This window comes from Pseudomonas orientalis, from assembly GCF_001439815.1.
GTDB lineage: Bacteria > Pseudomonadota > Gammaproteobacteria > Pseudomonadales > Pseudomonadaceae > Aquipseudomonas > Aquipseudomonas orientalis.
On sequence record NZ_JYLM01000009.1, the window covers coordinates 110988 to 135330 of the forward strand.

Here is a 24343-nt window from a genome sequence, read left to right on the forward strand (position 1 = left end):
GATGGCTCCTGCCTGTTATGCGGGCACCAGAAAGGCCGCTTCCAGCAATTGCCGAGTATAGGCATGTTGCGGGTTGGCGAAAATCGTCGCGGCATCCCCTTGCTCCACGACCTGGCCCTGCTTGACCACCATCAACTGATGACTCAGCGCCTTGACCACCGCCAGGTCATGGCTGATGAACAGGTAGGTCAGGTTGTACTTGGCCTGCAAGCCGCGCAGCAATTCCACCACTTGGCGTTGCACCGTACGGTCCAGCGCCGAGGTTGGTTCGTCCAGCAGGATCAGGCGCGGTTTGAGCACCAGGGCGCGGGCGATGGCGATGCGTTGGCGTTGGCCGCCGGAAAACTCATGGGGGTAGCGATGCCGCGACTCCGGGTCCAGGCCGACCTCCTTGAGCGCGGCGATGATCGCCGCTTCCTGCTCGGCCGGCGTGCCCATCTTGTGAATGCGCAAACCTTCGCCGACGATCTCGCTGACGCACATGCGTGGGCTCAGGCTGCCGAACGGGTCCTGGAACACCACCTGCATTTCCCGGCGCAACGGGCGGACCTGTTGCTGGGTCAGGCGATCAAGCGGCTGGCCTTCGAAGCGGATCCCGCCCTGGCTGCCAATCAGGCGCAGGATCGCCAGGCCCAGGGTCGATTTACCCGAGCCGCTTTCGCCGACGATGCCCAGGGTCTGCCCCTGGGGCAGGCTGAAGTTGATGCCGTCCACGGCCTTGACGTAATCGACGGTGTTGCGCAAAAAGCCTTTCTTGATCGGGAACCAGACTTTCAAGTCTTTGACTTCCAGCAGCGCTGGCCCGACGGCATTGGCGGCCGGGCCGCCGCTGGGTTCGGCCGCCAGCAATTCCTGGGTGTAAGGGTGCTGCGGCGCCTGGAACAGCGTCTCGCAGTCGGCCTGTTCGACGATGCAGCCCTGTTGCATCACGCACACGCGGTGAGCGATGCGGCGGACCAGGTTCAGGTCATGGCTGATCAGCAATAACGCCATGCCCAGGCGCGCCTGCAGTTCCTTGAGCAGTTCCAGGATCTTCAATTGCACCGTCACGTCGAGGGCCGTGGTCGGCTCATCGGCGATCAGCAGCTCCGGCTCGTTGGCCAGGGCCATGGCGATCATCACCCGCTGGCGCTGGCCGCCGGAGAGTTCGTGGGGCAGCGCCTTGAGGCGTTTGTGCGGCTCGGGGATGCCCACCAGTTCCAGCAGTTCCAGGGTGCGCCGGGTGGCGACCTTGCCGGTGAGGCCCTTGTGCAGACCGAGCACTTCGTTGATCTGTTTTTCGATGCAGTGCAGCGGGTTCAGCGAGGTCATCGGCTCCTGGAAGATCATCGCAATGCGATTGCCGCGAATATGCCGCAGGGTCTTTTCCTTGAGCGTCAGCAGGTCTTGTCCGGCATAGCTGATGGTGCCGGAAGGGTGCCGCGCCAACGGATAGGGCAAGAGGCGCAGGATCGAATGCGCCGTCACCGATTTGCCGGAGCCGCTTTCGCCGACCAGGGCCAGGGTTTCGCCGCGCTTGATATCGAAGCTGACGTGATTGACCACGCGATGCTGATGCTCGCCCGTGACGAACTCGACACTGAGGTCGCGGATTTCGATCAGATTGTCCTGATTCATCTCATTTCCTCGGGTCGAAGGCGTCACGAGCGGACTCGCCGATAAATACCAGCAGGCTCAACATGATCGCCAGCACGGCGAACGCACTCATGCCCAGCCACGGCGCCTGCAGGTTGGATTTGCCCTGGGCCACCAGTTCGCCCAGTGACGGCGAGCCGGCCGGCAGGCCGAAACCCAGGAAGTCCAGGGCGGTGAGGGTGCCGATGGCGCCCGTGAGGATGAACGGCATGAAGGTCATGGTCGAGACCATCGCGTTGGGCAGGATATGGCGGAACATGATCGCGCCGTTCTGCATGCCCAGTGCACGGGCCGCGCGCACGTACTCGAGGTTGCGCCCGCGCAGGAACTCGGCGCGTACCACGTCCACCAGGCTCATCCACGAGAACAGCAGCATGATGCCCAAAAGCCACCAGAAGTTGGGCTGCACGAAACTGGCAAGAATGATCAGCAGGTACAGCACCGGCAACCCGGACCAGATCTCCAGGAAGCGTTGCCCGGCCAGGTCCACCCAGCCGCCATAGAACCCCTGCAGGGCACCTGCGATCACGCCGATGATCGAGCTGAGCACGGTCAGCGTCAGCGCGAACAGCACCGACACGCGAAACCCATAGATGACCCGCGCCAGGACATCGCGGCCCTGGTCATCGGTGCCCAGCAGATTGACGCCCGACGGTGGCGCGGGCGCCGGCACCTTCAGGTCGTAGTTGATGCTCTGGTAGCTGAACGGGATCGGTGCCCACAAGGTCCAGGCATCCTTGGCCTTGAGCAGTTCCTGGATATACGGGCTCTTGTAGTTGGCTTCCAGTGGGAACTCGCCGCCGAAGGTGGTCTCCGGGTAGCGCTTGAGCGCCGGGAAATACCAGTCGCCGTCGAAGTGCACGGCCAGCGGCTTGTCGTTGGCGATCAATTCGGCGCCCAGGCTCATCACGAACAGGATCAGGAACAGCCACAGCGACCACCAGCCACGCTTGTTGGCCTTGAACCGCTCGAACCGGCGGCGATTGAGGGGGGACAGGTTCATCTCAATGCTCCCGGCTGGCGAAGTCGATACGCGGATCGACCAGGGTGTAGGTGAGGTCGCCGATCAGTTTCACGATCAGCCCCAGCAGGGTGAAGATAAACAGCGTACCGAACACCACCGGGTAGTCACGATTGATCGCCGCCTCAAAGCTCATCAGGCCGAGGCCGTCGAGGGAGAAGATCACTTCCACCAGCAGGGAACCGGTAAAGAAAATACCGATAAAGGCCGAGGGGAAACCGGCGATCACCAGCAGCATCGCATTGCGAAACACATGGCCGTAGAGCACGCGGTGGTTGGTCAGGCCCTTGGCCTTGGCGGTGACCACGTACTGTTTGTTGATCTCGTCGAGAAAGCTGTTCTTGGTCAGCAGGGTCATGGTGGCGAAGTTGCCGATCACCAGGGCGGTCACGGGCAGGGCCAGGTGCCAGAAGTAATCGAGAATTTTGCCGCCCCAGCTCAATTCGTCGAAGTTGTTGGACGTGAGTCCGCGCAAGGGGAACCAGTCCAGGTAACTGCCGCCGGCAAACACCACGATCAGCAGGATAGCGAACAGGAACGCAGGGATCGCATAGCCGACGATGATTGCCGAGCTGGTCCACACGTCGAAGTGACTGCCGTGGCGCGTGGCCTTGGCGATGCCCAGGGGGATCGACACCAGGTACATGATCAGGGTGCTCCACAACCCGAGAGAGATGGAGACCGGCATCTTCTCCTTGATCAGGTCGATGACCTTGGCGTCACGGAAAAAACTGTCGCCGAAATCCAGTCGGGCGTAGTTCTTGACCATAATCCACAAGCGTTCCGGCGCGGACTTGTCGAAGCCGTACATTTTCTCGATTTCCTTGATCAGCGCCGGGTCCAGGCCCTGGGCGCCACGGTAGCTGCTGGAGCCGGCCACCGAGACTTCGGCGCCGCCGCCGGCAATGCGGCTGGTGGCGCCGTCAAAGCCTTCAAGCTTGGCGATCATCTGTTCCACCGGGCCCCCTGGGGCGGCCTGGATGATCACGAAGTTGATCAGCAGGATCCCGAACAGCGTAGGGATGATCAGCAATAGGCGACGAACAATGTAGGCCAGCATTCAATCGCCTCCGCTCGCCGCTTCGGCGCTTTGTGTGGTGTCCAGGGGAACGGCCGGTTTGACGTCGGGTTTGGCCCACCAGGTGGCGGTGCCGACGTCATAGCGCGGCGAGACGTTCGGGTGGCCGAGGTGGTCCCAGTACGCCACGCGGAAGGTCTTGATGTGCCAGTTGGGGATCACGTAGTAGCCAAACTGCAGCACGCGATCCAGGGCCCTGGCGTGGGCGATCAGGCTTTTGCGCGAGTCGGCGTCGATCAGTTGCTCGACCAGTTGGTCCACGGCGGGGTCCTTGAGCCCCATGTAGTTGCGGCTGCCCGGTTTGTCGGCGCTGGACGATTTCCAGAACTCGCGCTGCTCGTTACCCGGTGAAGTGGATTGCGGAAAGCTGCCCACCAGCATGTCGAAATCCCGCGAGCGCAGGCGGTTGACGAACTGCGACACGTCGACCCGGCGAATCACCAGGTCGATGCCCAGGTCGGCCAGGTTGCGCTTGAACGGCAACAGGATTCGCTCGAACTCGGTCTGGGCCAGCAGGAACTCGATGGTCACCGGTTTGCCGGTGGTGTCGACCATTTTGTCGTCGACGATTTTCCAGCCGGCCTCCTGCAGCAACTGATAGGCCTGGCGCTGCTGCGCCCGGATCATGCCGCTGCCGTCGGTTCTGGACGGCTCGAAGGCCTGGGTGAAGACGTCGGCGGGGATCTTGTCGCGCAGCGGTTCAAGAATGGCCAGTTCATCCGGGCCGGGCAAGCCGGTGGCGGCCATTTCCGAGTTCTCGAAGTAACTGCGGGTGCGGGTGTAGGCGCCGTTGAACAACTGTTTGTTGCTCCATTCGAAATCCAGCAACAGGCTGATGGCCTTGCGCACCCGTACGTCCTGGAACATCGGTTTGCGCGTGTTGAACACGAAACCCTGCATCCCGGTGGGGTTGCCGTTGGGGATTTCTTCCTTGATCAAGCGGCCCTGGGCCACCGCCGGAATGTTGTAGGCGTTGGCCCAGTTTTTCGCGCTGAACTCCAGCCAGTAGTCAAACTGCCCGGCTTTCAGTGCTTCCAGGGACACCGTGCTGTCGCGGTAATAATCGGTGATACGGTTATCGAAGTTATAGAAACCCTTGGCCACCGGCAGGTCCTTGGCCCAGTAGTCCTTGACCCGCTCGTAGCGAATCATGCGCCCGGCCTTGACCTCGGCCACCTTGTACGGGCCGCTGCCCAGCGGTATTTCAAGATTGCCTTTGGAAAAGTCGCGGCTGGCCCACCAGTGCTTGGGCAGCACCGGCAATTGCCCGAGGATCAGTGGCAGCTCACGGTTGTTGGTGCGCTTGAACTTGAACAGCACCCGAAGCGGGTCTTCGGCGATCACTTCATCCACGTCGGCGTAGTAGGTGCGGTAGAGCGGGGTGCCGTCCTTGATCAGGGTCTGGAAGGTAAACACCACGTCTTCGGCGCGGATCGGATGGCCGTCATGGAAGCGTGCCTCGGGGCGCAGGTAGAAGCGCACCCAACTGTTATCCGGGGCCTTCTCGATCTTGCCGGCCACCAGGCCATATTCGGTGATGGGCTCATCCAGGCTCTGCATGGCCAGGGTGTCGTAGATCAGCGGTAGATTGTCCGCCGGCACGCCTTTGCTGATGTAGGGGTTGAGACTGTCGAAGCCGCCCATGGCCGATTCGCGAAAGGTACCTCCTTTGGGGGCGTCGGGGTTCACATAGTCGAAGTGCTTGAAGTCGGCGGGGTACTTGGGGGGCTCGTTATAGAGCGTCAACGCATGTTGCGGGGCGGCCTGGACCGCGCCGCACAGCAACAGGCCGGCCAATACAGTACTGCGCAAGGACATCATTGGGCTTTCTCCGAAGCTTTCAGCCACCACGCGCTCAAGCCCAGGCTGTAGGGCGGCGTGGTGACGAAGGCGAACCGGTTGCGGTACGCCAGGCGATGATAGTTGAGGTACCAGTTGGGAATGCTGTAATGCTGCCAGAGCAGCACCCGGTCCAGGGCGCGACCGGCGGCCAGTTGTTCTTCGCGGGTCTTTGCCGCGAGCAGTTGTTCGAGCAGGTGATCGACCACGGGGTTGGCGATGCCCGCGTAATTCTTGCTGCCCTTGATGGTGGCCTGACTGGAGTGGAAGTACTGCCATTGTTCCAGCCCGGGGCTGAGGGTCTGGTTGAGCGTGATCAGGACCATGTCGAAGTCGAACTGATCCAGGCGCTGCTTGTACTGTGCGCGGTCGACGGTGCGCAGGCGCGCGTCGATGCCAATGCTGATCAGGTTCTCGACATAGGGCTGCAGGATGCGCTCCAGGTTCGGGTTGACCAGCAGGATTTCCAGGCGCAGCGGTTGCCCGTCCTTGTTCAGCAGGCGTTGGCCGGACAGCTTCCAGCCGGCCTCGCCAAGCAGGGCCAGGGCGTGGCGCAGGGTTTCGCGCGGGATGCCGCGACCGTCGGTCTGCGGCAGGTTGAAGGCTTGGGTCAACAGATTGACCGGCAGTTGCTCGCGATAGGGCGAGAGCATCAGCCACTCGTGGCCGACCGGGACGCCCGTGGCCGAGAACTCGCTGTTGGGGTAGTAGCTCAAGGCGCGTTTGTAGGCGTTGCTGAACAGGGTGCGGTTGGTCCATTCGAAGTCGAACATCAACCCCAGGGCTTCGCGCACTTTTGTCTGGCTGAAGGCCGGTCGCCGAGTGTTCATGAACAGGCCCTGGCTCTGGGTGGGGATCCGGTGGGCGATCTGCGCCTTGATGACCTCGCCGCGATTCACCGCAGGAAAGTGGTAGCCGGTGACCCAGTTCTTGGCCTGGTGCTCGATGTAAATGTCGAATTCGCCCGCCTTGAAGGCTTCAAAGGCGACGTCGCTGTCGCGGTAGAACTCCACCTCGACCTTGTTGTAGTTATACAGCCCCTGGTTGACCGGCAGGTCCTTGCCCCAGTAATCCTTGACCCGTTCGAACACCAGCTGGCGGCCAGGGGTGACCTTGCTGATGCGGTACGGCCCGCTGCCCAGCGGCGGTTCGAAGGTGGTGGCCTTGAAGTCGCGATTCTTCCAGTAATGCTGGGGCAGCACCGGCAGCTCACCCAGGCGCAGGATCAGCAGCGGGTTGCCTGCGCGCTTGAAGACAAAGCGTATGCGATGGCGATTGAGCACATCGACCCGCGCCACTTCCTGCAGGTTGGTGCGGTATTGCGGGTGGCCTTCGGTGAGCAAGGTGCGATAGGAAAATGCCACGTCATCGGCGGTAATCGGCGTGCCATCGTGAAAGCGCGCCTCGTGGCGCAGGTTGAACACCACCCAGCTGCGGTCCTCGCTGTACTCCACCGATTGGGCAATCAGGCCGTAGCTGGACGTAGGTTCATCGCCGGACGTGGCGTACTGGCCGGTGCCGACCATCAGCGGTTCGTTCAGCTCATTGACGCCATACTGCAGGAAGTTTGCCGTGGAAACCGGGCTGGTGCCCTTGAAGGTATAAGGATTGAGGGTGTCGAACGTGCCAAAGGCCATCACCCGCAGCGTGCCGCCTTTGGGCGCTGCAGGGTTTACCCAATCGTAGTGGGTGAATTTGGCCGGGTACTTGAGCGTGCCGAACTGCGCGTAACCGTGGCTCTCGGTAATCGTCGCGTTCGCCGCAAAGCTCAAGGCCAGACTTATTAGTAGAAGGAGGGGACGCTTCAAGTCAGAGTTCCGATCCGGGCGGCTTGGGCTTTATGATCGGTACAGTAACAGCTTGTTCCGGATGGAAAAAGCCAGTTGGGACGATGGAGATCAATGTGGGAGGGGGCTTGCCCCCGATGGCGACCATAGGGCCGACCAAGATGCTGGATCAGACCGAGTACATATCCGTTTCTGCGGTAACGGCTGCTATGGGTTCCGCTTTTACAGCGGCTCACTTTTGAAAAGCCGGAATGCCGGCCCAGTCAAAAGTAAGCAAAACGCTCTTGCCCCACCACTCGGCACCTCGCTTAGGCTCGGTGTGCCCTCTCTCCGGCTTGAATCCGTGGGCCGCCGCAATGGGCCATCCATGACCCAGTGCGGCTAACCCGGCGTCCTGCCGGGTTACCCACGGATTCAAGCCTGCGTTCGGCCAGCGTGGTTAACGGGGCGCCCAAGATCAAAAGCAGATCAAGAGCGACTCGCTTCGCATCGTGGTTACCGTCGGCTGCTACGGTCTGAAACGTTGTGTAGATACCTATGCCCCGATAGCATTCAGCCAGACACAGATGCGCAAGCTGACACACTGCAATCGGGGGCAAGCCCCCTCCCACATTAGCTCTTCGGTGTGCTTGAGGCCTTATCGTGGCCCCGACACCACCAGCATCTGACCGGGCTTCAACGCCTGGCCGGTACGCGGGTTCCAGCGCTTGAGGTGTTGCATCTCGACGTTGAAACGCTTGGCGACCATGTACAGCGAGTCGCCTTTCTTGACCTTGTACTGCACCGGCTTTGCTGCGGCGGCTTTGCGCATGTCCTGCATCACCAGGGTCTGGCCGACCTTGAGGGCCTGGCCGTTGAGCTTGTTCCAGCGCTGCAGGTCGTGCACATCGACCTTGTTGGCCTTGGCGATCAGCGTGAGGTTGTCACCGGTGCGCACCTTGTAGCTGCGGGTCCGCCCGGCAACCGCCTTGGTCTCGACTTCGTCGAACACCGGCTTTTTCGGACGCATGCTCAACAGCTCTTCGGGCTTCATCGTCGACAGGGTGCTGGTGAGCAGTTGCGCCTTGGAGGTGGGTACCAGCAGATGCTGGGGGCCATCCAGGGTGGTGCGTTGTTTCAGGGCCGGGTTGAGCTGGAACAGCTCGTCTTCATCGATTTCCGCCAGCGCGGCGACCCGGGACAGGTCCATGCTTTGCTTGACTTCAACCACTTCGAAATATGGCGTGTTGGCGATCGGGTTCAGGTTGACGCCGTAGGCCTCGGGGGCCAGCACCACCTGGGACAGCGCCAGGAATTTGGGCACGTAGTCCTTGGTTTCCTGGGGCAGCGGCAGGTTCCAGTAATCGGTCGGCAGGCCGAGCTTTTCGTTGCGCTCGATGGCCCGGCTGACCGTACCTTCACCCGCATTGTAGGCCGCCAGGGCCAGCAGCCAGTCGCCGTTGAACATGTCATGCAGACGGGTCAGGTAGTCCAGGGCGGCGGTGGTGGAGGCGGTGATGTCGCGGCGGCCATCGTAGGCGCGGGTCTGGCGCAGGTTGAAGTAACGTCCGGTGGAGGGGATGAACTGCCACAAGCCGACCGCATCGCTGCGCGAATAGGCCATTGGGTTGTAGGCACTTTCAATCACCGGCAGCAGCGCCAGCTCCAGGGGCATGTTGCGTTCTTCAAGGCGTTCGACGATGTAATGAATGTAGAGGCTGCCGCGTTCTCCGGCGTTCTCCAGGAAGGAGGGGTTGCTGGCGAACCACAGGCGCTGTTGCTCGATGCGTGGGTTGACGCCGACGCCGTCCTGCAATTGAAAGCCCCGACGCATGCGTTCCCAGACATCCTGGGGCACTTCGGGGCTGGGCTTCTCTGAGAGCCAGATAGGTTTTTGCTTGATCTTGGCAGCAAGATTGGGTTTGGGTTGCACGGTGGATTGTGCAGCGTAATGAGTCGATTGGCAGCCCGCCAGAGTTGCGGAAACGGCCACCGCCACGGCTTGAGCCAGGCGGGTCAATGCGTCTGAAGAAATGGATTTACGAATAGATGACGACATTGGCTGGAAGTAAGTTCCGGGCAAAAATGTCGGGCGATTCTAGAAAGCGCTTCGGTTCCGGTCAACCATTCAGAAATTTCGTATCAGATTGCTTCCGCTTAGAACTTATCTTTCCAGGCCCTCAAGCTAGCAAACACCTCGGCCCCAGAGCGGTTGTCGCGTCCATTCCGTTCGTCCGCTTTTTGTTTAACGGATGTTTCAGAGGTGCGCAGAAAAGGGTTAGTACGTTTTTCAAGCGCCAGATTGGACGGCAGCGTCATCTCGCCACGGGCCCGCAACTGGGCGACCTGCTCCACCCGTTCAGCGATGTCGGCATTGTGCGGTTCCACGGCTTGGGCAAACTTGAGGTTACTTTGTGTGTATTCGTGCGTGCAGTACACCAGGGTGTCGGCGGGCAGGGCGGCCAGGCGCTCGAGCGAGGTATGCATCTGCTCCGGCGTGCCTTCGAACAGGCGACCGCAACCGGCGGCAAACAGCGTGTCGCCACACAGCAACACGCCTTGATGGTAATAAGCGATATGGCCGAGTGTGTGGCCGGGCACCTCGTACACAGCAAAGTCCCAGCCGAGCACGGTGATGTGGTCGTTGTCCTGCAAGCCGGTGTCCCGTGCGGGGATGTTTTCGTTCGCGGGGCCGTAGACCTTGGCGCCCGTCAGCTTCTTGAGTTGCTCGACGCCGCCGACATGATCATGGTGATGGTGAGTGACCAGGATATCGCTGAGCACCCAGGCCGGGTGCTGCTCAAGCCAGGTGAGCACCGGCGCGGCGTCACCGGGGTCGACCACGGCGCAACGTTGGGTTTGCTCATCCTGTAACAACCAGATGTAGTTATCGGTGAAGGCGGGCAGGGCACTGATCTGTATCATTCTTCGATTCGCCAAGCTGAACACATTGGTGCATCTTAGAACGTCTAGGCGAATTGGAGAATGCAATGACTGATAAAGCGTTCGCCCAGGCCGATCCCGAGTGGCTGGCTCTGATCGGTGCCGCCCGCGAATGGCTGTCCGGGCCGCTGGGGCAATTTCTGCTGGATGAAGAACGGCGCATGCTCGACGACGAGCTGGGCCGGTTCTTTGGTGGCTATCTTGTGCATTACGGTCCCTCGGCCGAGTCGCCCCCGTGCGCACCGCAGGTACAACGCAATGTGCGCCTGGGGGCGCCGTTGCCGGGCGTGGAAATCGTCTGCGAGGAGCAGGCCTGGCCGTTGAGCGAGCACGCCGCCGATGTGGTGGTGTTGCAGCACGGCCTGGATTTCTGTCTGTCTCCCCACGGTTTGTTGCGCGAAGCCGCGAGCAGCGTGCGTCCAGGTGGCCATTTGCTGATTGTTGGCATCAACCCCTGGAGCTGCTGGGGCCTGCGCCACCTGTTCGCCCAGGACGGCCTGCGCCAGGCACGCTGCATCGCGCCTTCACGGGTCGGCGACTGGCTGAACCTGCTGGGCTTCGCGCTGGAGAAACGCCGCTTCGGGTGCTATCGTCCGCCGCTTGCGTCCGCCAAGTGGCAGGGCCGCCTTGCAGGCTGGGAACGCCGCGCAGGGGCCTGGCAACTGTCGGGTGGCGGCTTCTATTTACTGGTGGCGCGCAAGATCGCGGTCGGGCTGCGGCCGGTGCAGCAAGTGCGCCGCGAACCGCTCGGCAAGCTGGTGCCGATGCCGCTGGCCAAGGTCAACCGCGAACAACGCCAACCGTAAAACCTCTTTTTGATTCAGGCCGAATAACCGATGACCGATAGTGTAGAACTCTTCACCGATGGCGCCTGCAAGGGCAACCCCGGCCCCGGCGGCTGGGGCGCGTTGCTGGTGTGCAAGGGCGTGGAGAAGGAGTTGTGGGGCGGCGAAGCCAATACCACCAATAACCGCATGGAGCTGATGGGCGCCATTCGCGGCCTCGAAGAGCTCAAGCGGCGCTGCAATGTCCTGCTGGTGACCGATTCGCAATATGTGATGAAGGGCATTAACGAGTGGATGGTCAACTGGAAGAAGCGCGGTTGGAAAACGGCGTCCAAGGAACCGGTCAAGAATGCCGACCTGTGGCAATTGCTCGACGAGCAGTGCAACCGCCATGACATCACCTGGAAATGGGTGCGTGGGCATATCGGCCATCCAGGCAACGAGCGCGCCGACCAACTGGCCAACCGTGGCGTGGATGAAGTGCGCGGCTACAAGCAGAGCTGAGGCCGGCCGACGTGTTAACATCGCGCCCTTTGACCTACACACCGTTGAGAGCTGAACCCTGATGGCCATCCGATCCGTTGTACTCGATACCGAAACCACCGGCATGCCGGTGACCGATGGTCACCGGATCATCGAAATCGGCTGTGTCGAACTCATGGGTCGCCGCCTGACCGGCCGTCACTTCCACGTCTACCTGCAACCGGACCGCGACAGTGACGAAGGCGCGATCGGCGTCCACGGCATTACCGACGAATTCCTCAAGGGCAAGCCGCGCTTTGCCGAAGTGGCCGATGAATTTTTCGAGTTCATCAACGGCGCCCAACTGATCATCCATAACGCGGCGTTCGACGTCGGCTTCATCAATAACGAATTTGCCTTGATGGGGCAGACGGACCGAGCGGATATTTCCCGGCATTGCTCGATCCTCGACACCCTGATGATGGCCCGCGAGCGTCACCCCGGCCAACGCAACAGCCTGGATGCCTTGTGCAAGCGTTATGGCGTCGACAACTCCGGGCGTGAACTGCACGGCGCCTTGCTCGACTCCGAAATCCTGGCTGACGTTTACCTGACCATGACCGGTGGGCAGACCAGCCTGTCGTTGGCCGGTAATGCAACCGATGGCAGCGGTTCGGCGGAAGGCTCGGGCAATCGCCCCTCGGAGATCCGTCGCCTGCCGGCTGACCGCAGGCCCACGCCGGTCATCCGTGCCAGCGAGCAGGATCTGGCCGAGCACGTCGTGCGGCTCGAAGCGATTGCCAAGGCGGCGGGCGCGCCGGCGTTGTGGACTCAGTTGACCCAACAATAATCCTGGCGCCCTGCGATCGTTCCCACGCTCTGCGTGGGAACGATCAGCAATCTTCATTCGCCACATTCACTTCCAGCTTCTACCCTGAGTACAAGCCCTCAGGCGTAGGCGCGCTCATGTACAAAGACCTGAAGTTTCCCGTCCTTATCGTGCACCGTGACATCAAGGCCGACACCGTTGCCGGTGACCGGGTTCGAGGCATCGCCAGGGAGTTGGAGCAGGAGGGCTTCAGTATCTTTTCTGCGGTGGACTACGCCGAAGGGCGGTTGGTGGCGTCGACCCACCATGGCCTGGCGTGCATGCTGATCGCAGCGGAAGGCGCCGGGGAAAACACCCACTTGCTGCAAAACATGGTCGAGCTGATCCGCCTGGCGCGAGTGAGGGCGCCCAACCTGCCGATCTTCGCCCTGGGCGAGCAAGTCACCCTGGAAAACGCCCCGGCTGATGCCATGAGCGAACTCAACCAACTGCGCGGCATCCTGTACCTGTTCGAAGACACCGTACCGTTTCTGGCGCGCCAGGTCGCCCGCGCTGCGCGCACCTACCTCGATGGCCTGCTGCCGCCGTTCTTCAAGGCCCTGGTGCAACACACCGCTGACTCCAATTACTCATGGCATACCCCGGGCCATGGCGGTGGCGTGGCGTATCGCAAAAGCCCGGTGGGGCAGGCGTTTCATCAGTTCTTCGGGGAAAATACCCTGCGCTCGGACCTGTCTGTTTCCGTGCCCGAACTGGGCTCGCTGCTCGATCACACCGGGCCCCTGGCCGAAGCCGAAGCCCGTGCCGCGCGCAATTTCGGCGCCGACCATACGTTCTTTGTGATCAACGGCACTTCCACCGCCAACAAGATTGTCTGGCATTCCATGGTGGCCCGCGACGATCTGGTATTGGTCGATCGCAATTGCCACAAGTCGGTGCTGCATTCGATCATCATGACCGGCGCGATCCCGTTGTACCTGTGCCCGGAACGTAACGAACTGGGGATCATCGGCCCGATCCCCTTGAGTGAATTCAGTCCCGAATCGATCCGCGCCAAGATCGCTGCCAGCCCACTGGCGCGTGGCCGCCCGGCGAAAGTAAAGCTGGCGGTGGTGACCAATTCCACCTACGACGGCCTGTGCTACAACGCCGAGCTGATCAAGCAGCAATTGGGCAACAGCGTGGAGGTGCTGCACTTCGATGAGGCCTGGTATGCCTACGCCGCGTTCCACGAGTTTTTCGCCGGACGCTATGGCATGGGCACGTTGCGTACGCCGGACAGCCCACTGGTGTTCACCACGCACTCCACCCACAAGTTGCTGGCGGCATTCAGTCAGGCGTCGATGATCCATGTGCAGGACGGCGGCGCGCGGCAGCTGGACCGCGACCGCTTCAACGAAGCGTTCATGATGCATATCTCCACGTCGCCGCAATACAGCATCATCGCCTCCCTGGACGTGGCGTCGGCGATGATGGAAGGCCCGGCGGGTCGCTCGCTGTTGCAGGAAATGTTTGACGAGGCCCTGAGTTTCCGGCGTGCGCTGGCCAATCTGCGTCAGCATATCGCCGCCGATGACTGGTGGTTTTCCATCTGGCAACCGCCCTCGGTGGCCGGTATCGACCGGGTCGCCACGGCCGACTGGCTGTTGCACCCCCAGGACGACTGGCATGGTTTCGGCGACGTGGCTGAAGATTATGTACTGCTGGACCCGATCAAAGTCACGCTGGTGATGCCCGGCCTCAACGCCGGCGGCGCCTTGAGCGATTGCGGGATTCCCGCCGCTGTGGTCAGCAAGTTTCTCTGGGAGCGCGGCCTGGTGGTGGAGAAGACCGGGCTGTATTCTTTTCTGGTGTTGTTCTCGATGGGCATCACCAAAGGCAAATGGAGTACCTTGCTCACCGAGTTGCTGGAATTCAAGCGCAGTTATGACGGGAATGCCAGCCTGGCCAGTTGCCTGCCTTCGGTATATGCCCATGGCCCGGTACGCTATCAAGGCCTGGGGTTGCGAGACCTGTGCGACCAGTTGCACAGTTGTTATCGCAGCAACGCGACGGCCAGGCATCTCAAACGCATGTACACGGTATTGCCGGAAATCGCGATGAAGCCGGCCGACGCCTACGACCAGTTGGTCAGGGGTGAAGTGGAGGCGGTGTCCATCGATGCCTTGCCAGGACGCATCGCAGCCGTGATGCTGGTGCCCTATCCGCCGGGTATTCCGTTGATCATGCCGGGGGAGCGCTTTACCGAGTCAACGCGTTCGATCGTCGATTACCTGGCGTTCGCCCGCACGTTCGATAGCAGTTTCCCCGGCTTTGTCGCAGATGTGCATGGGCTGCAACATGAAGATGACGGCAGTGGTCGTTGTTACACTGTCGATTGCATCAAAGGTTAAGGAACGTTATGCAAGCTGTCATGAACCCGAAGTATCCAGGGCTCAGTGTGCGAGTCGCCGATGAGGGCTTCGACGCTTATGTATGGGGCAATGACTTCAGTTTCGAGGTCAGCGCCTATGGGGTGCCGCAGATGGACAAGCGGGTCGATCAGTGGCCGGTGGAGCGCATCCTGCCGTACCGCAAGTGCTACGGCATCGACCCGGAAGAATTCGCCAGTTTTCGCAACGCGCCCGACAGCGCGATCTTCATGGCCTATCTGGATGATCGCGCAGTCGGGCACGTCGTGGTCAGTACCAACTGGAACGGCTTTGCCCATGTTGACGAGCTGGCGGTGGCGCTGCCTGCGCGGCGCCACGGTGTCGCCAAGGCGCTGTTGGATGTGGCGCAGTTCTGGGCCCGCAAGAAAAACCTGCCGGGCATGATGCTCGAAACCCAGAACAACAACCTCGGTGCCTGTCGCCTGTATGAGCGTAGCGGCTATGTAATGGGAGGCATCGATCAACTGCGCTATCGCGGGATCGACCCGCAGACCCGTGAAGTGGCGATTTTCTGGTATCGGCTGTTCAAGACGGAAGTCAACGCGGTCTGAGACCGCGCCTACTGCGGTTTCATGTCGTTGCACAGCAGGTTTTCGGCCTTCTGGGTCACGATCTCCAGCAGTGCGCTCAGGGCCGGTGACGCGGCCCCGCCGTGCAGGGTCAGCGCATACAGGTTGACACTGATCGGTGGTGAAATCGGGCACACATCCAGCCCCGCGTCCCGTGCACCGCAGGCGGTGAACGGGTCGACAACCGCCAGGCCTTCGCCGGCTTCGACCATGCTGCGCATCATCTGATACGTCTGCACCCGCGTCTGCACCACCGGCAGCGGGCGCAAGGCTTGCAGCTTGGCGTCCAGCAGGCGGCTCAGCGGGTCCCGGCCCTCCAGCCCAATCATCGACTGTCCCGCCAGATCCTGCAGTGCGATGTACTTCTGCCTGGGTTTGAGCCAGCCATGGGGCGCGAGCAATTGCAGTTTGCCCTGGGCCAGTACGCTGCTCTGAATGTGCGGGTGTTCCGGATCGTGCAGGCTCAGGCCCACATCGGTTTCATGCAGCAACAGGCTGCGCACGATTTCCCGGGTCGGTTGGCTCGACAGGTTACACGGCGTGTCCTGGAACCGTCGGCGCAGCAGGGCGATGCTGTGGGGCAACAGTTGGTTAGCCAGCGGCGGGGTGCACAGCACGCGCAAAGTTGGCGCGTGATGGTGCTTCAAACGGTTGGCCAGACGCTGTATTGGCTCCAGCGCTTCGTACAGGTGGGCGATTTGCGGCTGCAGCTCCAGGGTTTCACGGGTCGCTTGCAGGCGCCCGCGCACACTGGCAAACAACATGAAGCCCAGTTGCAGCTCGGCATCCCTGAGGGTGGCGTCCACCTCGCCCACGGAGAGTTGCAACCACTCGGCGGCCAGGCCTGGGTGTCCGGTCTGCAAGATGGCCTGAATCACTTCGATATGACGTAAACGCATGGCCGGAGTCTATGTGCAGCGCGTTGGGGATTCAATGGCGCAGGCCTGTGTGCGCAAAAAAGACTGCGCGCGTCGCCCCTGCCTATGGCGTTGCGCCACGACCCTACTAGAATGCTGTGTCTGATCAGCAACGACCAATGCCGGCAACCCGGTACTTACAACAAAAACAGGTCTGGTCTCAAATGCCTCTACCCTCGACGCTCTTCGGGGTAACGGCCAAGCAACTCCTGGTGCTGGTGACCGTGGGATGCATGGCGGCTTACTTCTTGAACAATCACACTGAACAAGCGCCGGAAAACCTCGAGCTTGAAGCGTTTATCCGCTCCCAGGAACAGGTCGGCGAGCAGGTGGGCGCGGTGCTCGGTATCACGTTGATCAGGCAGGTGCAGGCCTATCCCGCTTACGACCGGTCGGGCTACACGCGCTCGATGTATGCGGTTGAGGGAGAGAGAGGGCAGGTGGTGGTGACGCTCAAGCGGGGCGAGCAGGGCATTGAAGTGACGCAAATCCGCGGCCCGTGAGCATCCCCAGCCCAGTCGCCAGGACTGGGCAGGTATTTAAGGCTAAATCTTATGAGGCGAGGGTGGTCTTCGATTCGCGTACGAGGATCGTGCCCGACTGAATCAATCTGAACTCATCACCCTCGAGCTTTTCCACCCGATCGCCAATGGCCAGCTTGTAGGTGATGGCAGGCGCCGAGCCCGCCAGGTCGCCTTGCGCCGGTTCGGATTCCTGGAACTCATGCACCGAATATACGCGGCCTTCCGCGTCTCTGGCATGAAACTGTCCGACTAGTACTGCTGCCATCTGTTTAGAACCTCTGGAGATAAACACTCGATTTGCGGGTCTGTAGACCGTCAGGGAGCGGGGTAGTTTACCTATAAGAAAAAAATACTATTCGTTTAAAATTTCAGACGTTTCCCACGCTTGGGGCTGCGCTGCAACTTTTGCGGCATTCTCAAAACCTGCTGGTGCGCGCGCGGTGAAATCTCTATAACTACAGGCTCCTTTAGTCAGACATCGGGGAAACCTCAATGAGCAAGGTCTACACGATTGCCGTCCTGGTCGGCAGCTTGAGAAAAGACTCGATCAACCGCAAGGTCGCCTTGGCCCTGGCCGAACTGGCCCCTGCCAACCTGAAGCTGAACATTGTGGAAATTGGCGATTTGCCGCTCTACAACGAGGACATAGAGGGTGCAGCCGCGCCGCAAGCCTACAGCACTTTCCGTCAACAGGTGAGTTCATCCGACGCGGTGCTGTTCGTCACGCCCGAATACAACCGTTCCGTGCCTGCGCCGTTGAAGAATGCCATCGACGTGGGGTCCCGCCCTTATGGGCAGAGTGTGTGGGGCGGCAAGCCTGGGGCGATCATCAGCGTGTCGCCAGGCGCCATGGGTGGCTTTGGCGCCAACCACCACCTGCGCCAGTCCCTGGTGTTTCTAGACGTGTGGTGCATGCAGATGCCGGAAGCCTACCTGGGCGGAGCGGGCAGTGTGTTCGATGAGGCGGGCAAGCTGTCCGAGAAGACCAGGCCATTCCTGCAGTCATTCATCGACGCCTACGGCAAATGGGTCGAAAAACTGAAGGGCTGAATGGATAGCGTGGAGGGAGCCAGCTCCCTCCCACCGTTGGATCAACGCAGCCAGTTGGTGCGCGCCAGTTCAATCACTTCATCGCCACGCCCGCTCATCACCGCCTTGAGCATATACAGGCTGAAGCCCTTGGCCTGTTCCAGCTTGATGCTCGGCGGCATCACCAATTCCTGGGTTGCGGTGACCACATCCACCAGCACCGGGCCGTTGTGGGCCAGCGCGCGGCGCAGGGCCGCTTCCAGGTCCTCGGATTGCTCCACGCGAATCCCCAGGATACCCATGGCATTGGACATGGCGGCGAAATCCGGGTTTTTCAGCTCGGTGCCGGTGTCCAGGTAACCTGCGGCCTTCATCTCCATCGCGACGAAACCCAGTGACGCGTTATTGAACACGATCACTTTGACGGGCAGATTCAATTGCGCCAGCGAAATGAAGTCCCCCATCAACATGGTGAAACCGCCGTCACCCGACATCGAGATCACCTGCCGACCCGGGAACGCCGCCTGCGCGCCGATGGCCTGGGGCATGGCGTTGGCCATGGAGCCGTGGTTGAACGAGCCGATCAGGCGGCGCTTGCCGTTCATCTTCAGGTAGCGCGCGGCCCAGACGGTTGGTGAACCGACATCGGCGGTGAAAATCGCATCATCAGTGGCCAGCTCGCTGAGCAGGCGCGCCACGTATTGGGGATGGATCGGTCGATCCGCCTTGGACGGTTGCGCCAGGTCATCCAGGCCCTGGCGGGCTTTCTCGTAGTGCTTCAGGGAAGTTTCGAGGAAGCTGCGATCGGTCTTGCGGGTTAGACGCGGCAGCAGCGCATCGATTGTCTCACTGACATCGGCGGCGATGCCCAGGTCCAGGGTCGCACGTCGGCCCAGGGCCTGGGGGTTGCGGTCAACCTGGATGATCTTCGCGTCGGTCGGATAGAACTGACGGTAAGGAAAGTCGGTGCCGAGCATGATCAGCGTGTCGCAGTCGAGCATGGCGTGATAGCCGGAGCTGAAACCGATCAGGCCGGTCATGCCCACATCGAACGGGTTATCCCATTCCACATGTTCCTTGCCGCGCAGCGCGTGCACCACCGGCGCGCCGAGGGCGTCGGCCAAGGCCACCACCTGGTCATGGGCACCGGCGCAACCGCTGCCGCACAGCAGCGTGACTTTTTCACTGCTCTGGAGCATATCGCTCAAGCGCTGCAGGTCGGCCTCTGCCGGCAATGTGCGCGGTGCATGCAGCGCCGGCCACGGCTTGAGCTTGTCTTCCACCTCCAGCAGCGACACGTCCCCCGGAATCACCACCACCGCCACGCCCCGATTGAGGATCGCCGAACGCATCGCGCGATGCAGCACGTGGGGCATCTGCTCGGGGTTGCTCACCAGCTCGATAAAATGGCTGCATTCCTTGAACAGCTCCTGAGGATGGGTTTCCTGGAAGTAGTTCAGGCCGATCTCCGAGGACGGAATCTGCGCGGCAATCGCCAGTACCGGCACATGGTTGCGATGGCAATCGAACAGGCCATTGATCAAATGCAGGTTGCCCGGCCCGCAACTGCCGGCACACACGGTCAGCTCACCGGTGGCGGCGGCCTCGGCCCCTGCGGCGAACGCGGCCACTTCTTCATGGCGCACATGCATCCACTCGATGCTGTCCATGCTGCGCAGGGCGTCGGTGAGGCCATTGAGGCTGTCGCCGGTCAGGCCCCAGATGCGCTTGATACCCGCCTGTTCAAGGGTGGTCGCCAACTGCTGGGCCAGGTTGATTTTCGCCATGAAGAACTCCAATCGTCAGTGAGGTTGAAAAACTGCTGATCAGTAGGGGACAGCTCAATCACGGCGAATGCTCCGCGTTTAATGTGAAGATTGCGTCATGCTGGCGCGATATTGCCGTGCGCGCCGCGCGGTAAACCACTGGTCACACACCAGCGCCAGCCACGGAGCGACCTTGGCGTTGGGCAGGCGCCCGCGGCTCAGGCGGCGCATCTGGTCGCGTACCACCGCCAGGGTGGCGAGGGCGGCCAAGGGTTTGCGTTTCCAGTCGATGGGTTTGAGCTGCGGGTTGAGGTCGCGGCCTTCGCGCCAGTGTTTGATCAGTTGCGGCTCGAGGGTCAGGGCGGTGGCGATACCGGCCATGGCAATGCCGCTGTCGAGTACTTGCTGCACGACCGGCAGGCGGCGAATGCCGCCGGTCACCATCAGCGGCATCCTGGCGATGGTGGCCAGTTCCTCGGCGAACTCCAGGAAGTAGGCTTCACGGGCCAGGGTGCGCCCGTCCCGGGCTTCGCCCTGCATGGCCGGCGCTTCGTAGCTGCCGCCGGACAATTCCAGCAGGTCGATGGGCAGCGGGTTGAGCATTTCGACCACAGCGCGCGCATCGGTGGCATCGAAACCGCCGCGCTGGAAGTCGGCGGAATTGAGCTTTACCGCCACGCAAAAGGATGGGCTGACGCTGGCGCGTACGGCATGGATCACCTCGAGCAGCAGGCGCGCGCGGTTTTCCAGTGAGCCGCCCCAGCGGTCGGTGCGATGATTGCTCAGCGGCGAGAGAAACTGGCTCAGCAGGTAACCGTGGGCGCCGTGGATCTGCACCCCGGTGAAGCCGGCTTTCTCGGCCAGGCGGGCGCTGGTGGCGAAGCGTTGGATCACCTCCTGGATGTCGTCCTCGGTCATGGCCCTGGGCTTGGCGAACATTTTGGAAAAGCTGCCCAGGTCCAGCGCGATGGCAGATGGCGCCAGTGCCTGCTGGCCCAGGTTGGCCATGGTCTGGCGTCCCGGATGGCTGAGTTGCACCCAGAAGTGCACGCCCTTGGCCCGCGCCACGTCGGCCCATTCGCGAAAGCTCTCCAGGTGTTGCTCGTTTTCCAGTGCAACGCCACCGGGGCCGGTCATGGCGCGGCGGTCGACCATAACGTTGCCGGTAAGCAGCAAGCCGGGTTCACCCTCGGCCCAGGTCTTGTACAGCTGCTTCAATTCACGGGAGGGTGCCTGATTGAGATCGGCCATGTTTTCTTCCATCGCCGCCTTGGCGATGCGGTTGGCAATAACCTGGCCGTTGGGCAGTTGCAGGGCTTCAAAGGGTGACATGGGTTGACTCCTGAGCGGGGGAGGCCTCAGGCTAAGCTTAAAGTTAACTTTAATGTCAAGCGGGCGTTTCGATGAATATTGGTGAGTTGGCAAAGCAGAGCGGGCTGGCGGCGTCGCGCATCCGTTTTTATGAGGCGGAGGGGTTGATCAGTCAGGTCGGGCGTCAGGCCAATGGCTATCGGCGCTATGCCCCTGAGGCGCTGCAAACGCTGCAATTGATCCAGAGCGCGCAACAGGCGGGATTTACCTTGCAGGAGCTCAAGGCGTTGATGCCTGCGCCGGGGGAGCACAAGCGCGATGAGTTGATCGAGGCATTGGAGCGCAAGGTGGCGCAGATCGAGGTGATGCAGGCGCAGTTGGCCCATAGCAAGGCACAGTTGCTGGGGGTGATCGATGCGGTGCGGGCGCAGCCGGAAGGCGTGCCTTGTTCCATGGGGCAGAAGCAGGTGCTGGCGTCGATTAAGCTGCAATCCTGAAGTCGCTGGATTTGTAGGAGCGAGCTTGCTCGCGAGAAACTCACAGGCACCGCGTTCATTCAGGAAGCACGCGTTATCGTTGACGTTTTTCGCGAGCAAGCTCGCTCCTACAGAGGGCGGTGTCAGGGCTGCCCCCTCCCACATTTTTACTCAGCGGCGGCGGAATAGCGGTAGTGGCTCGTCCGTTGCGGCCTGGTACGTCACCGAAAAGTCCTTGAGGCTTTCCAGCGCTTCATACGGGTCTTTGTCGGCGCGCAAGGCGAAGGCATCGAACCCGCAGCGGCGCAGGTAGAACAACTGGTCGCGCAGCACATCGCCAATCGCGCGCAGTTCACCCGTGTAACCATAACGCTCACGCAGCAGACGCGCGTTGGAATAGTTGCGCCCGTCGGTGAAGGCCGGGAAGTTCAGCGCGATGACCTGGAAGTGCTCGACGTCTCCACCAATCTCTTCGGCTTCTTCATCGGCGTCCAGCCACACACCCAGGCCGCCGTCGCGGGCCTTGAGCGCGTGGCCGTGCTCGCGCCACAGCGCCAGCGGCACGATCAGGTCGTCGCAGTTGGAGATGCCGTCGAAGCTCGCGTCCTTGGGCAGCAGGTGCCAGGTTTCGTCGACGACTTCGTTGTTCTTAATGATTCGCTGCATAGACGCGCTCCTTGAACAGGTCAATGCCGATGCGCTGGTAGGTGTCGATGAAACGCTCATCTTCGGTGCGCTGTTCGATGTACACGTCGATCAGCTTGCCGATCACCTCGGGCATGGCTTCCTGGGCGAAGGATGGGCCGAGGATCTTGCCCAGGCTCGCATCGCGGCTGGCGCTGCCACCCAGGGACACTTGGTAGAATTCTTCGCCTTTCTTGTCCACGCCCAGAATGCCGATGTGGCCGACGTGGTGGTGACCACAGGCGTTCATGCAGCCGGAAATGTTCAGGTCCAGCTCGCCGATATCGAACAGGTAGTCCAGGTCGTCGAAACGGCGCTGGATCGATTCGGCGATCGGGATCGACTTGGCGTTGGCCAGGGAGCAGAAATCGCCGCCCGGGCAGCAAATGATGTCAGTCAAGAGGCCAATGTTCGGCGTGGCGAAACCGCCTTCGCGCAGCTCGCCCCACAGGGTGAACAGTTGGCTCTGCTCGACGTCCGCGAGAATGATGTTCTGCTCGTGGGAGGTGCGCAGTTGACCGAAGCTGTAGCGGTCGGCCAGGTCGGCGACGGCGTCCAGCTGCTTGTCGGTGATGTCGCCAGGGGCCACACCGGTAGGCTTGAGCGACAGGGTCACCGCCACGTAGCCCGGCTGTTTGTGCGCCAGAGTGTTGCGCGTGCGCCAGCGGGCAAAGCCTGGGTGCTGCTGGTCGAGGGCGGCCAGTTCGGCGTCTTGATTGGTCAGGACTTTGTACTCAGGATCGACAAAATGCTTGGCGACGCGATGCACCTCGGCTTCGGTCAGGGTGGTCTGGCCGCCGCGCAGGTGTTCCATCTCGGCGTCGACTTTCTGCGCGAACACTTCAGGCGTCAGCGCTTTTACCAGGATCTTGATCCGCGCCTTGTACTTGTTGTCACGACGACCATAGCGGTTGTAGACCCGCAGGATGGCGTCGAGGTAGCTCAACAGGTCCTGCCACGGCAGGAACTCGTTGATGAACGCGCCGACCACCGGGGTACGACCGAGGCCGCCACCGACGAGTACGCGAAAGCCCAGTTCGCCGGCCGCGTTGTGCACCGGCTCCAGCCCGATATCGTGCACTTCGATGGCGGCGCGGTCCGAGGTCGAGCCATTGATGGCGATCTTGAACTTGCGGGGCAGGTAAGCGAATTCGGGGTGGAAGGTGGTCCATTGACGGACGATTTCGCACCAGGGGCGTGGGTCGATCAGTTCGTCGGCGGCAACACCGGCAAACTGGTCGGTGGTCACGTTGCGCAGGCAGTTACCGCTGGTCTGAATGGCGTGCATCTGCACGGTGGCCAGTTCAGCCAGGATATCCGGCACATCTTCCAGCGCCGGCCAGTTGAACTGTACGTTCTGGCGGGTACTGATGTGGGCATAGCCTTTGTCGAAGTCGCGGGCGATCCTGGCCATCATTCGCGTCTGGCGCGAGGTCAGTTGGCCGTAGGGCACGGCCACCCGCAGCATCGGCGCAAAGCGCTGTACATAAAGGCCATTTTGCAGGCGCAGAGGGCGGAACTCTTCTTCGCTCAGTTCACCTGCCAGATAGCGTCGGGTCTGATCACGGAACTGCTTGACGCGGTCCTCGATGATGCGCTGATCGTATTCGTCGTATACGTACATATAGGTCCTGTTCTCGGCAAATCTGCGCGCACGGCCGCGCACTCCCAACGGAGCCGGCGCACGATACCAGTTTGCGTATATGCGCAAAAGTGATGTTTGGGTATATGCACATAACCAAACTGACTAATGAGAGCCGTTATCGCGATACCCACATTTGTCATGCGGGCAATCATCGTCTTTACTGTGTTCGAGTCTGAGTGCAATCACCTATAAAACCGACAAGAGGCGATGCGATGAGCAATTCCACCAAAGCCCGTAAACCCGACAGTACCGTGGATGCCTGGGCGATTTTGTTTCTGATCATTCTGGTGGTCGGGACCGCCGTCTTCTGGGTCAGTCACCAGTAACCGGGGCATCGATTGAACCCGGCTTGAACGTCCCGCCCAGCCGGCAGGTGTCATTGCGCTAAACGCCAGCCAGGTGCAGCACCAGCTTGACGATGCCGAACAGGGTCAAGGCAAATATTGCCGTGAACGCAATGCCCAGCATCACGAAGTGGCTGGGCTTGCCATGGGTAAAGTCGCGGGTGCGGTTCTTGCCGCTCTGCACACCGAAGGCCGCCGCCATCACGCTGTGCAGCATCTGCCAGAAGCTTGGGGGTTTGTCGTTGTGATCGTCCATACAGCCCTCGTCAAGCGGGTCATTGTATGGAG

General features: G+C 61.3%; 22 protein-coding genes. 8 read left to right on the forward strand and 14 right to left on the reverse strand.

Annotated features, from left to right (window positions below; all coding sequences use genetic code 11):
• Positions 1-15: 15 nt before the first annotated feature.
• The 7 genes from TU82_RS21085 to gloB all read right to left on the reverse strand — a co-directional run bounded on the left by TU82_RS21085 (position 16) and on the right by gloB (position 10264).
• Entirely contained in the window at positions 16-1617 is a 1602-nt protein-coding gene (locus tag TU82_RS21085; protein ID WP_057725153.1) for an ABC transporter ATP-binding protein, read from the reverse strand.
• Between the two features lies 1 nt (position 1618).
• Positions 1619-2638, reverse strand: coding sequence for an ABC transporter permease (locus tag TU82_RS21090; protein WP_057725154.1), 1020 nt, complete (start codon positions 2636-2638; stop codon positions 1619-1621).
• 1 nt (position 2639) lies between these two features.
• Complete coding sequence (locus TU82_RS21095; protein WP_057725155.1) at positions 2640-3716, reverse strand: microcin C ABC transporter permease YejB; 1077 nt, start codon at positions 3714-3716, stop codon at positions 2640-2642.
• Positions 3717-5555 (reverse strand): extracellular solute-binding protein, encoded by a 1839-nt coding sequence (locus TU82_RS21100; RefSeq protein WP_057725156.1) that lies wholly within the window; start codon positions 5553-5555, stop codon positions 3717-3719.
• A complete protein-coding gene (locus tag TU82_RS21105; protein WP_057725157.1) occupies positions 5552-7381 on the reverse strand; it encodes an extracellular solute-binding protein in 1830 nt (609 codons plus the stop codon). Before TU82_RS21105 ends, TU82_RS21100 begins: the two co-directional genes overlap by 4 nt.
• Positions 7382-7997: 616 nt before the next feature.
• The gene (locus tag TU82_RS21110) at positions 7998-9398 is read right to left on the reverse strand and encodes a transglycosylase SLT domain-containing protein (RefSeq protein WP_057725158.1); all 1401 of its coding nucleotides are present in this window, start codon (positions 9396-9398) and stop codon (positions 7998-8000) included.
• Between the two features lie 98 nt (positions 9399-9496).
• Complete coding sequence (gloB, locus tag TU82_RS21115) at positions 9497-10264, reverse strand: hydroxyacylglutathione hydrolase (protein ID WP_057725159.1); 768 nt, start codon at positions 10262-10264, stop codon at positions 9497-9499.
• A 65-nt stretch (positions 10265-10329) separates the two neighbouring features.
• Here gloB and TU82_RS21120 point away from each other — a divergent pair, with 65 nt between their 5' ends.
• The 5 genes from TU82_RS21120 (at position 10330) to TU82_RS21140 (ending at position 15341) form a co-directional block, all read left to right on the forward strand.
• Positions 10330-11088, forward strand: a complete 759-nt coding sequence (locus TU82_RS21120; RefSeq protein ID WP_057725160.1) for a class I SAM-dependent methyltransferase — start codon at positions 10330-10332, stop codon at positions 11086-11088.
• A 30-nt stretch (positions 11089-11118) separates the two neighbouring features.
• Positions 11119-11571: a ribonuclease HI gene (gene rnhA, locus TU82_RS21125; RefSeq protein WP_057725161.1), complete on the forward strand. Its 453-nt coding sequence runs from the start codon at positions 11119-11121 to the stop codon at positions 11569-11571.
• A 67-nt stretch (positions 11572-11638) separates the two neighbouring features.
• Positions 11639-12379, forward strand: coding sequence for a DNA polymerase III subunit epsilon (gene dnaQ, locus TU82_RS21130; RefSeq protein WP_169794969.1), 741 nt, complete (start codon positions 11639-11641; stop codon positions 12377-12379).
• Positions 12380-12495: 116 nt separating this feature from the next.
• On the forward strand, positions 12496-14751 hold the full coding sequence (locus tag TU82_RS21135; RefSeq protein ID WP_057725163.1) for an Orn/Lys/Arg family decarboxylase: 2256 nt from the start codon (positions 12496-12498) through the stop codon (positions 14749-14751).
• Positions 14752-14759: 8 nt separating this feature from the next.
• A complete protein-coding gene (locus TU82_RS21140; protein ID WP_057725164.1) occupies positions 14760-15341 on the forward strand; it encodes a GNAT family N-acetyltransferase in 582 nt (193 codons plus the stop codon).
• A gap of 8 nt (positions 15342-15349) precedes the next feature.
• Here the strand turns inward: TU82_RS21140 and TU82_RS21145 are convergent, their stop codons facing one another.
• A complete protein-coding gene (locus tag TU82_RS21145) occupies positions 15350-16258 on the reverse strand; it encodes a LysR substrate-binding domain-containing protein (protein ID WP_057725165.1) in 909 nt (302 codons plus the stop codon).
• Between the two features lie 182 nt (positions 16259-16440).
• Between TU82_RS21145 and TU82_RS21150 the strand changes: the two genes are divergently transcribed.
• On the forward strand, positions 16441-16779 hold the full coding sequence (locus TU82_RS21150) for a hypothetical protein (protein WP_057725289.1): 339 nt from the start codon (positions 16441-16443) through the stop codon (positions 16777-16779).
• A 49-nt stretch (positions 16780-16828) separates the two neighbouring features.
• Here TU82_RS21150 and TU82_RS21155 read toward each other — a convergent pair whose 3' ends face one another.
• Entirely contained in the window at positions 16829-17065 is a 237-nt protein-coding gene (locus TU82_RS21155) for a hypothetical protein (RefSeq protein ID WP_057725166.1), read from the reverse strand.
• Positions 17066-17292: 227 nt separating this feature from the next.
• On the opposite strand from TU82_RS21155, the gene TU82_RS21160 reads away from it, so the two are divergent.
• Positions 17293-17850: an NADPH-dependent FMN reductase gene (locus TU82_RS21160; protein WP_057725167.1), complete on the forward strand. Its 558-nt coding sequence runs from the start codon at positions 17293-17295 to the stop codon at positions 17848-17850.
• Between the two features lie 41 nt (positions 17851-17891).
• On the opposite strand, the gene poxB is transcribed toward TU82_RS21160, so the two are convergent.
• Complete coding sequence (gene poxB / locus TU82_RS21165) at positions 17892-19616, reverse strand: ubiquinone-dependent pyruvate dehydrogenase (RefSeq protein ID WP_057725168.1); 1725 nt, start codon at positions 19614-19616, stop codon at positions 17892-17894.
• A gap of 78 nt (positions 19617-19694) precedes the next feature.
• A complete protein-coding gene (locus TU82_RS21170) occupies positions 19695-20927 on the reverse strand; it encodes an NADH:flavin oxidoreductase/NADH oxidase family protein (RefSeq protein WP_057725169.1) in 1233 nt (410 codons plus the stop codon).
• A gap of 71 nt (positions 20928-20998) precedes the next feature.
• Here TU82_RS21170 and TU82_RS21175 point away from each other — a divergent pair, with 71 nt between their 5' ends.
• Positions 20999-21403, forward strand: a complete 405-nt coding sequence (locus tag TU82_RS21175) for a MerR family transcriptional regulator (RefSeq protein WP_057725170.1) — start codon at positions 20999-21001, stop codon at positions 21401-21403.
• Positions 21404-21553: 150 nt separating this feature from the next.
• Here TU82_RS21175 and TU82_RS21180 read toward each other — a convergent pair whose 3' ends face one another.
• The 3 genes from TU82_RS21180 to TU82_RS21190 form a co-directional block, all read right to left on the reverse strand.
• The gene (locus tag TU82_RS21180; RefSeq protein ID WP_057725171.1) at positions 21554-22048 is read right to left on the reverse strand and encodes a DUF934 domain-containing protein; all 495 of its coding nucleotides are present in this window, start codon (positions 22046-22048) and stop codon (positions 21554-21556) included.
• Positions 22032-23690: a nitrite/sulfite reductase gene (locus tag TU82_RS21185; protein ID WP_057725172.1), complete on the reverse strand. Its 1659-nt coding sequence runs from the start codon at positions 23688-23690 to the stop codon at positions 22032-22034. The genes TU82_RS21180 and TU82_RS21185 overlap by 17 nt, the downstream gene beginning before the upstream one ends.
• 405 nt (positions 23691-24095) lie before the next feature.
• On the reverse strand, positions 24096-24311 hold the full coding sequence (locus TU82_RS21190) for a DUF2970 domain-containing protein (RefSeq protein WP_057725173.1): 216 nt from the start codon (positions 24309-24311) through the stop codon (positions 24096-24098).
• Positions 24312-24343 lie beyond the last annotated feature (32 nt).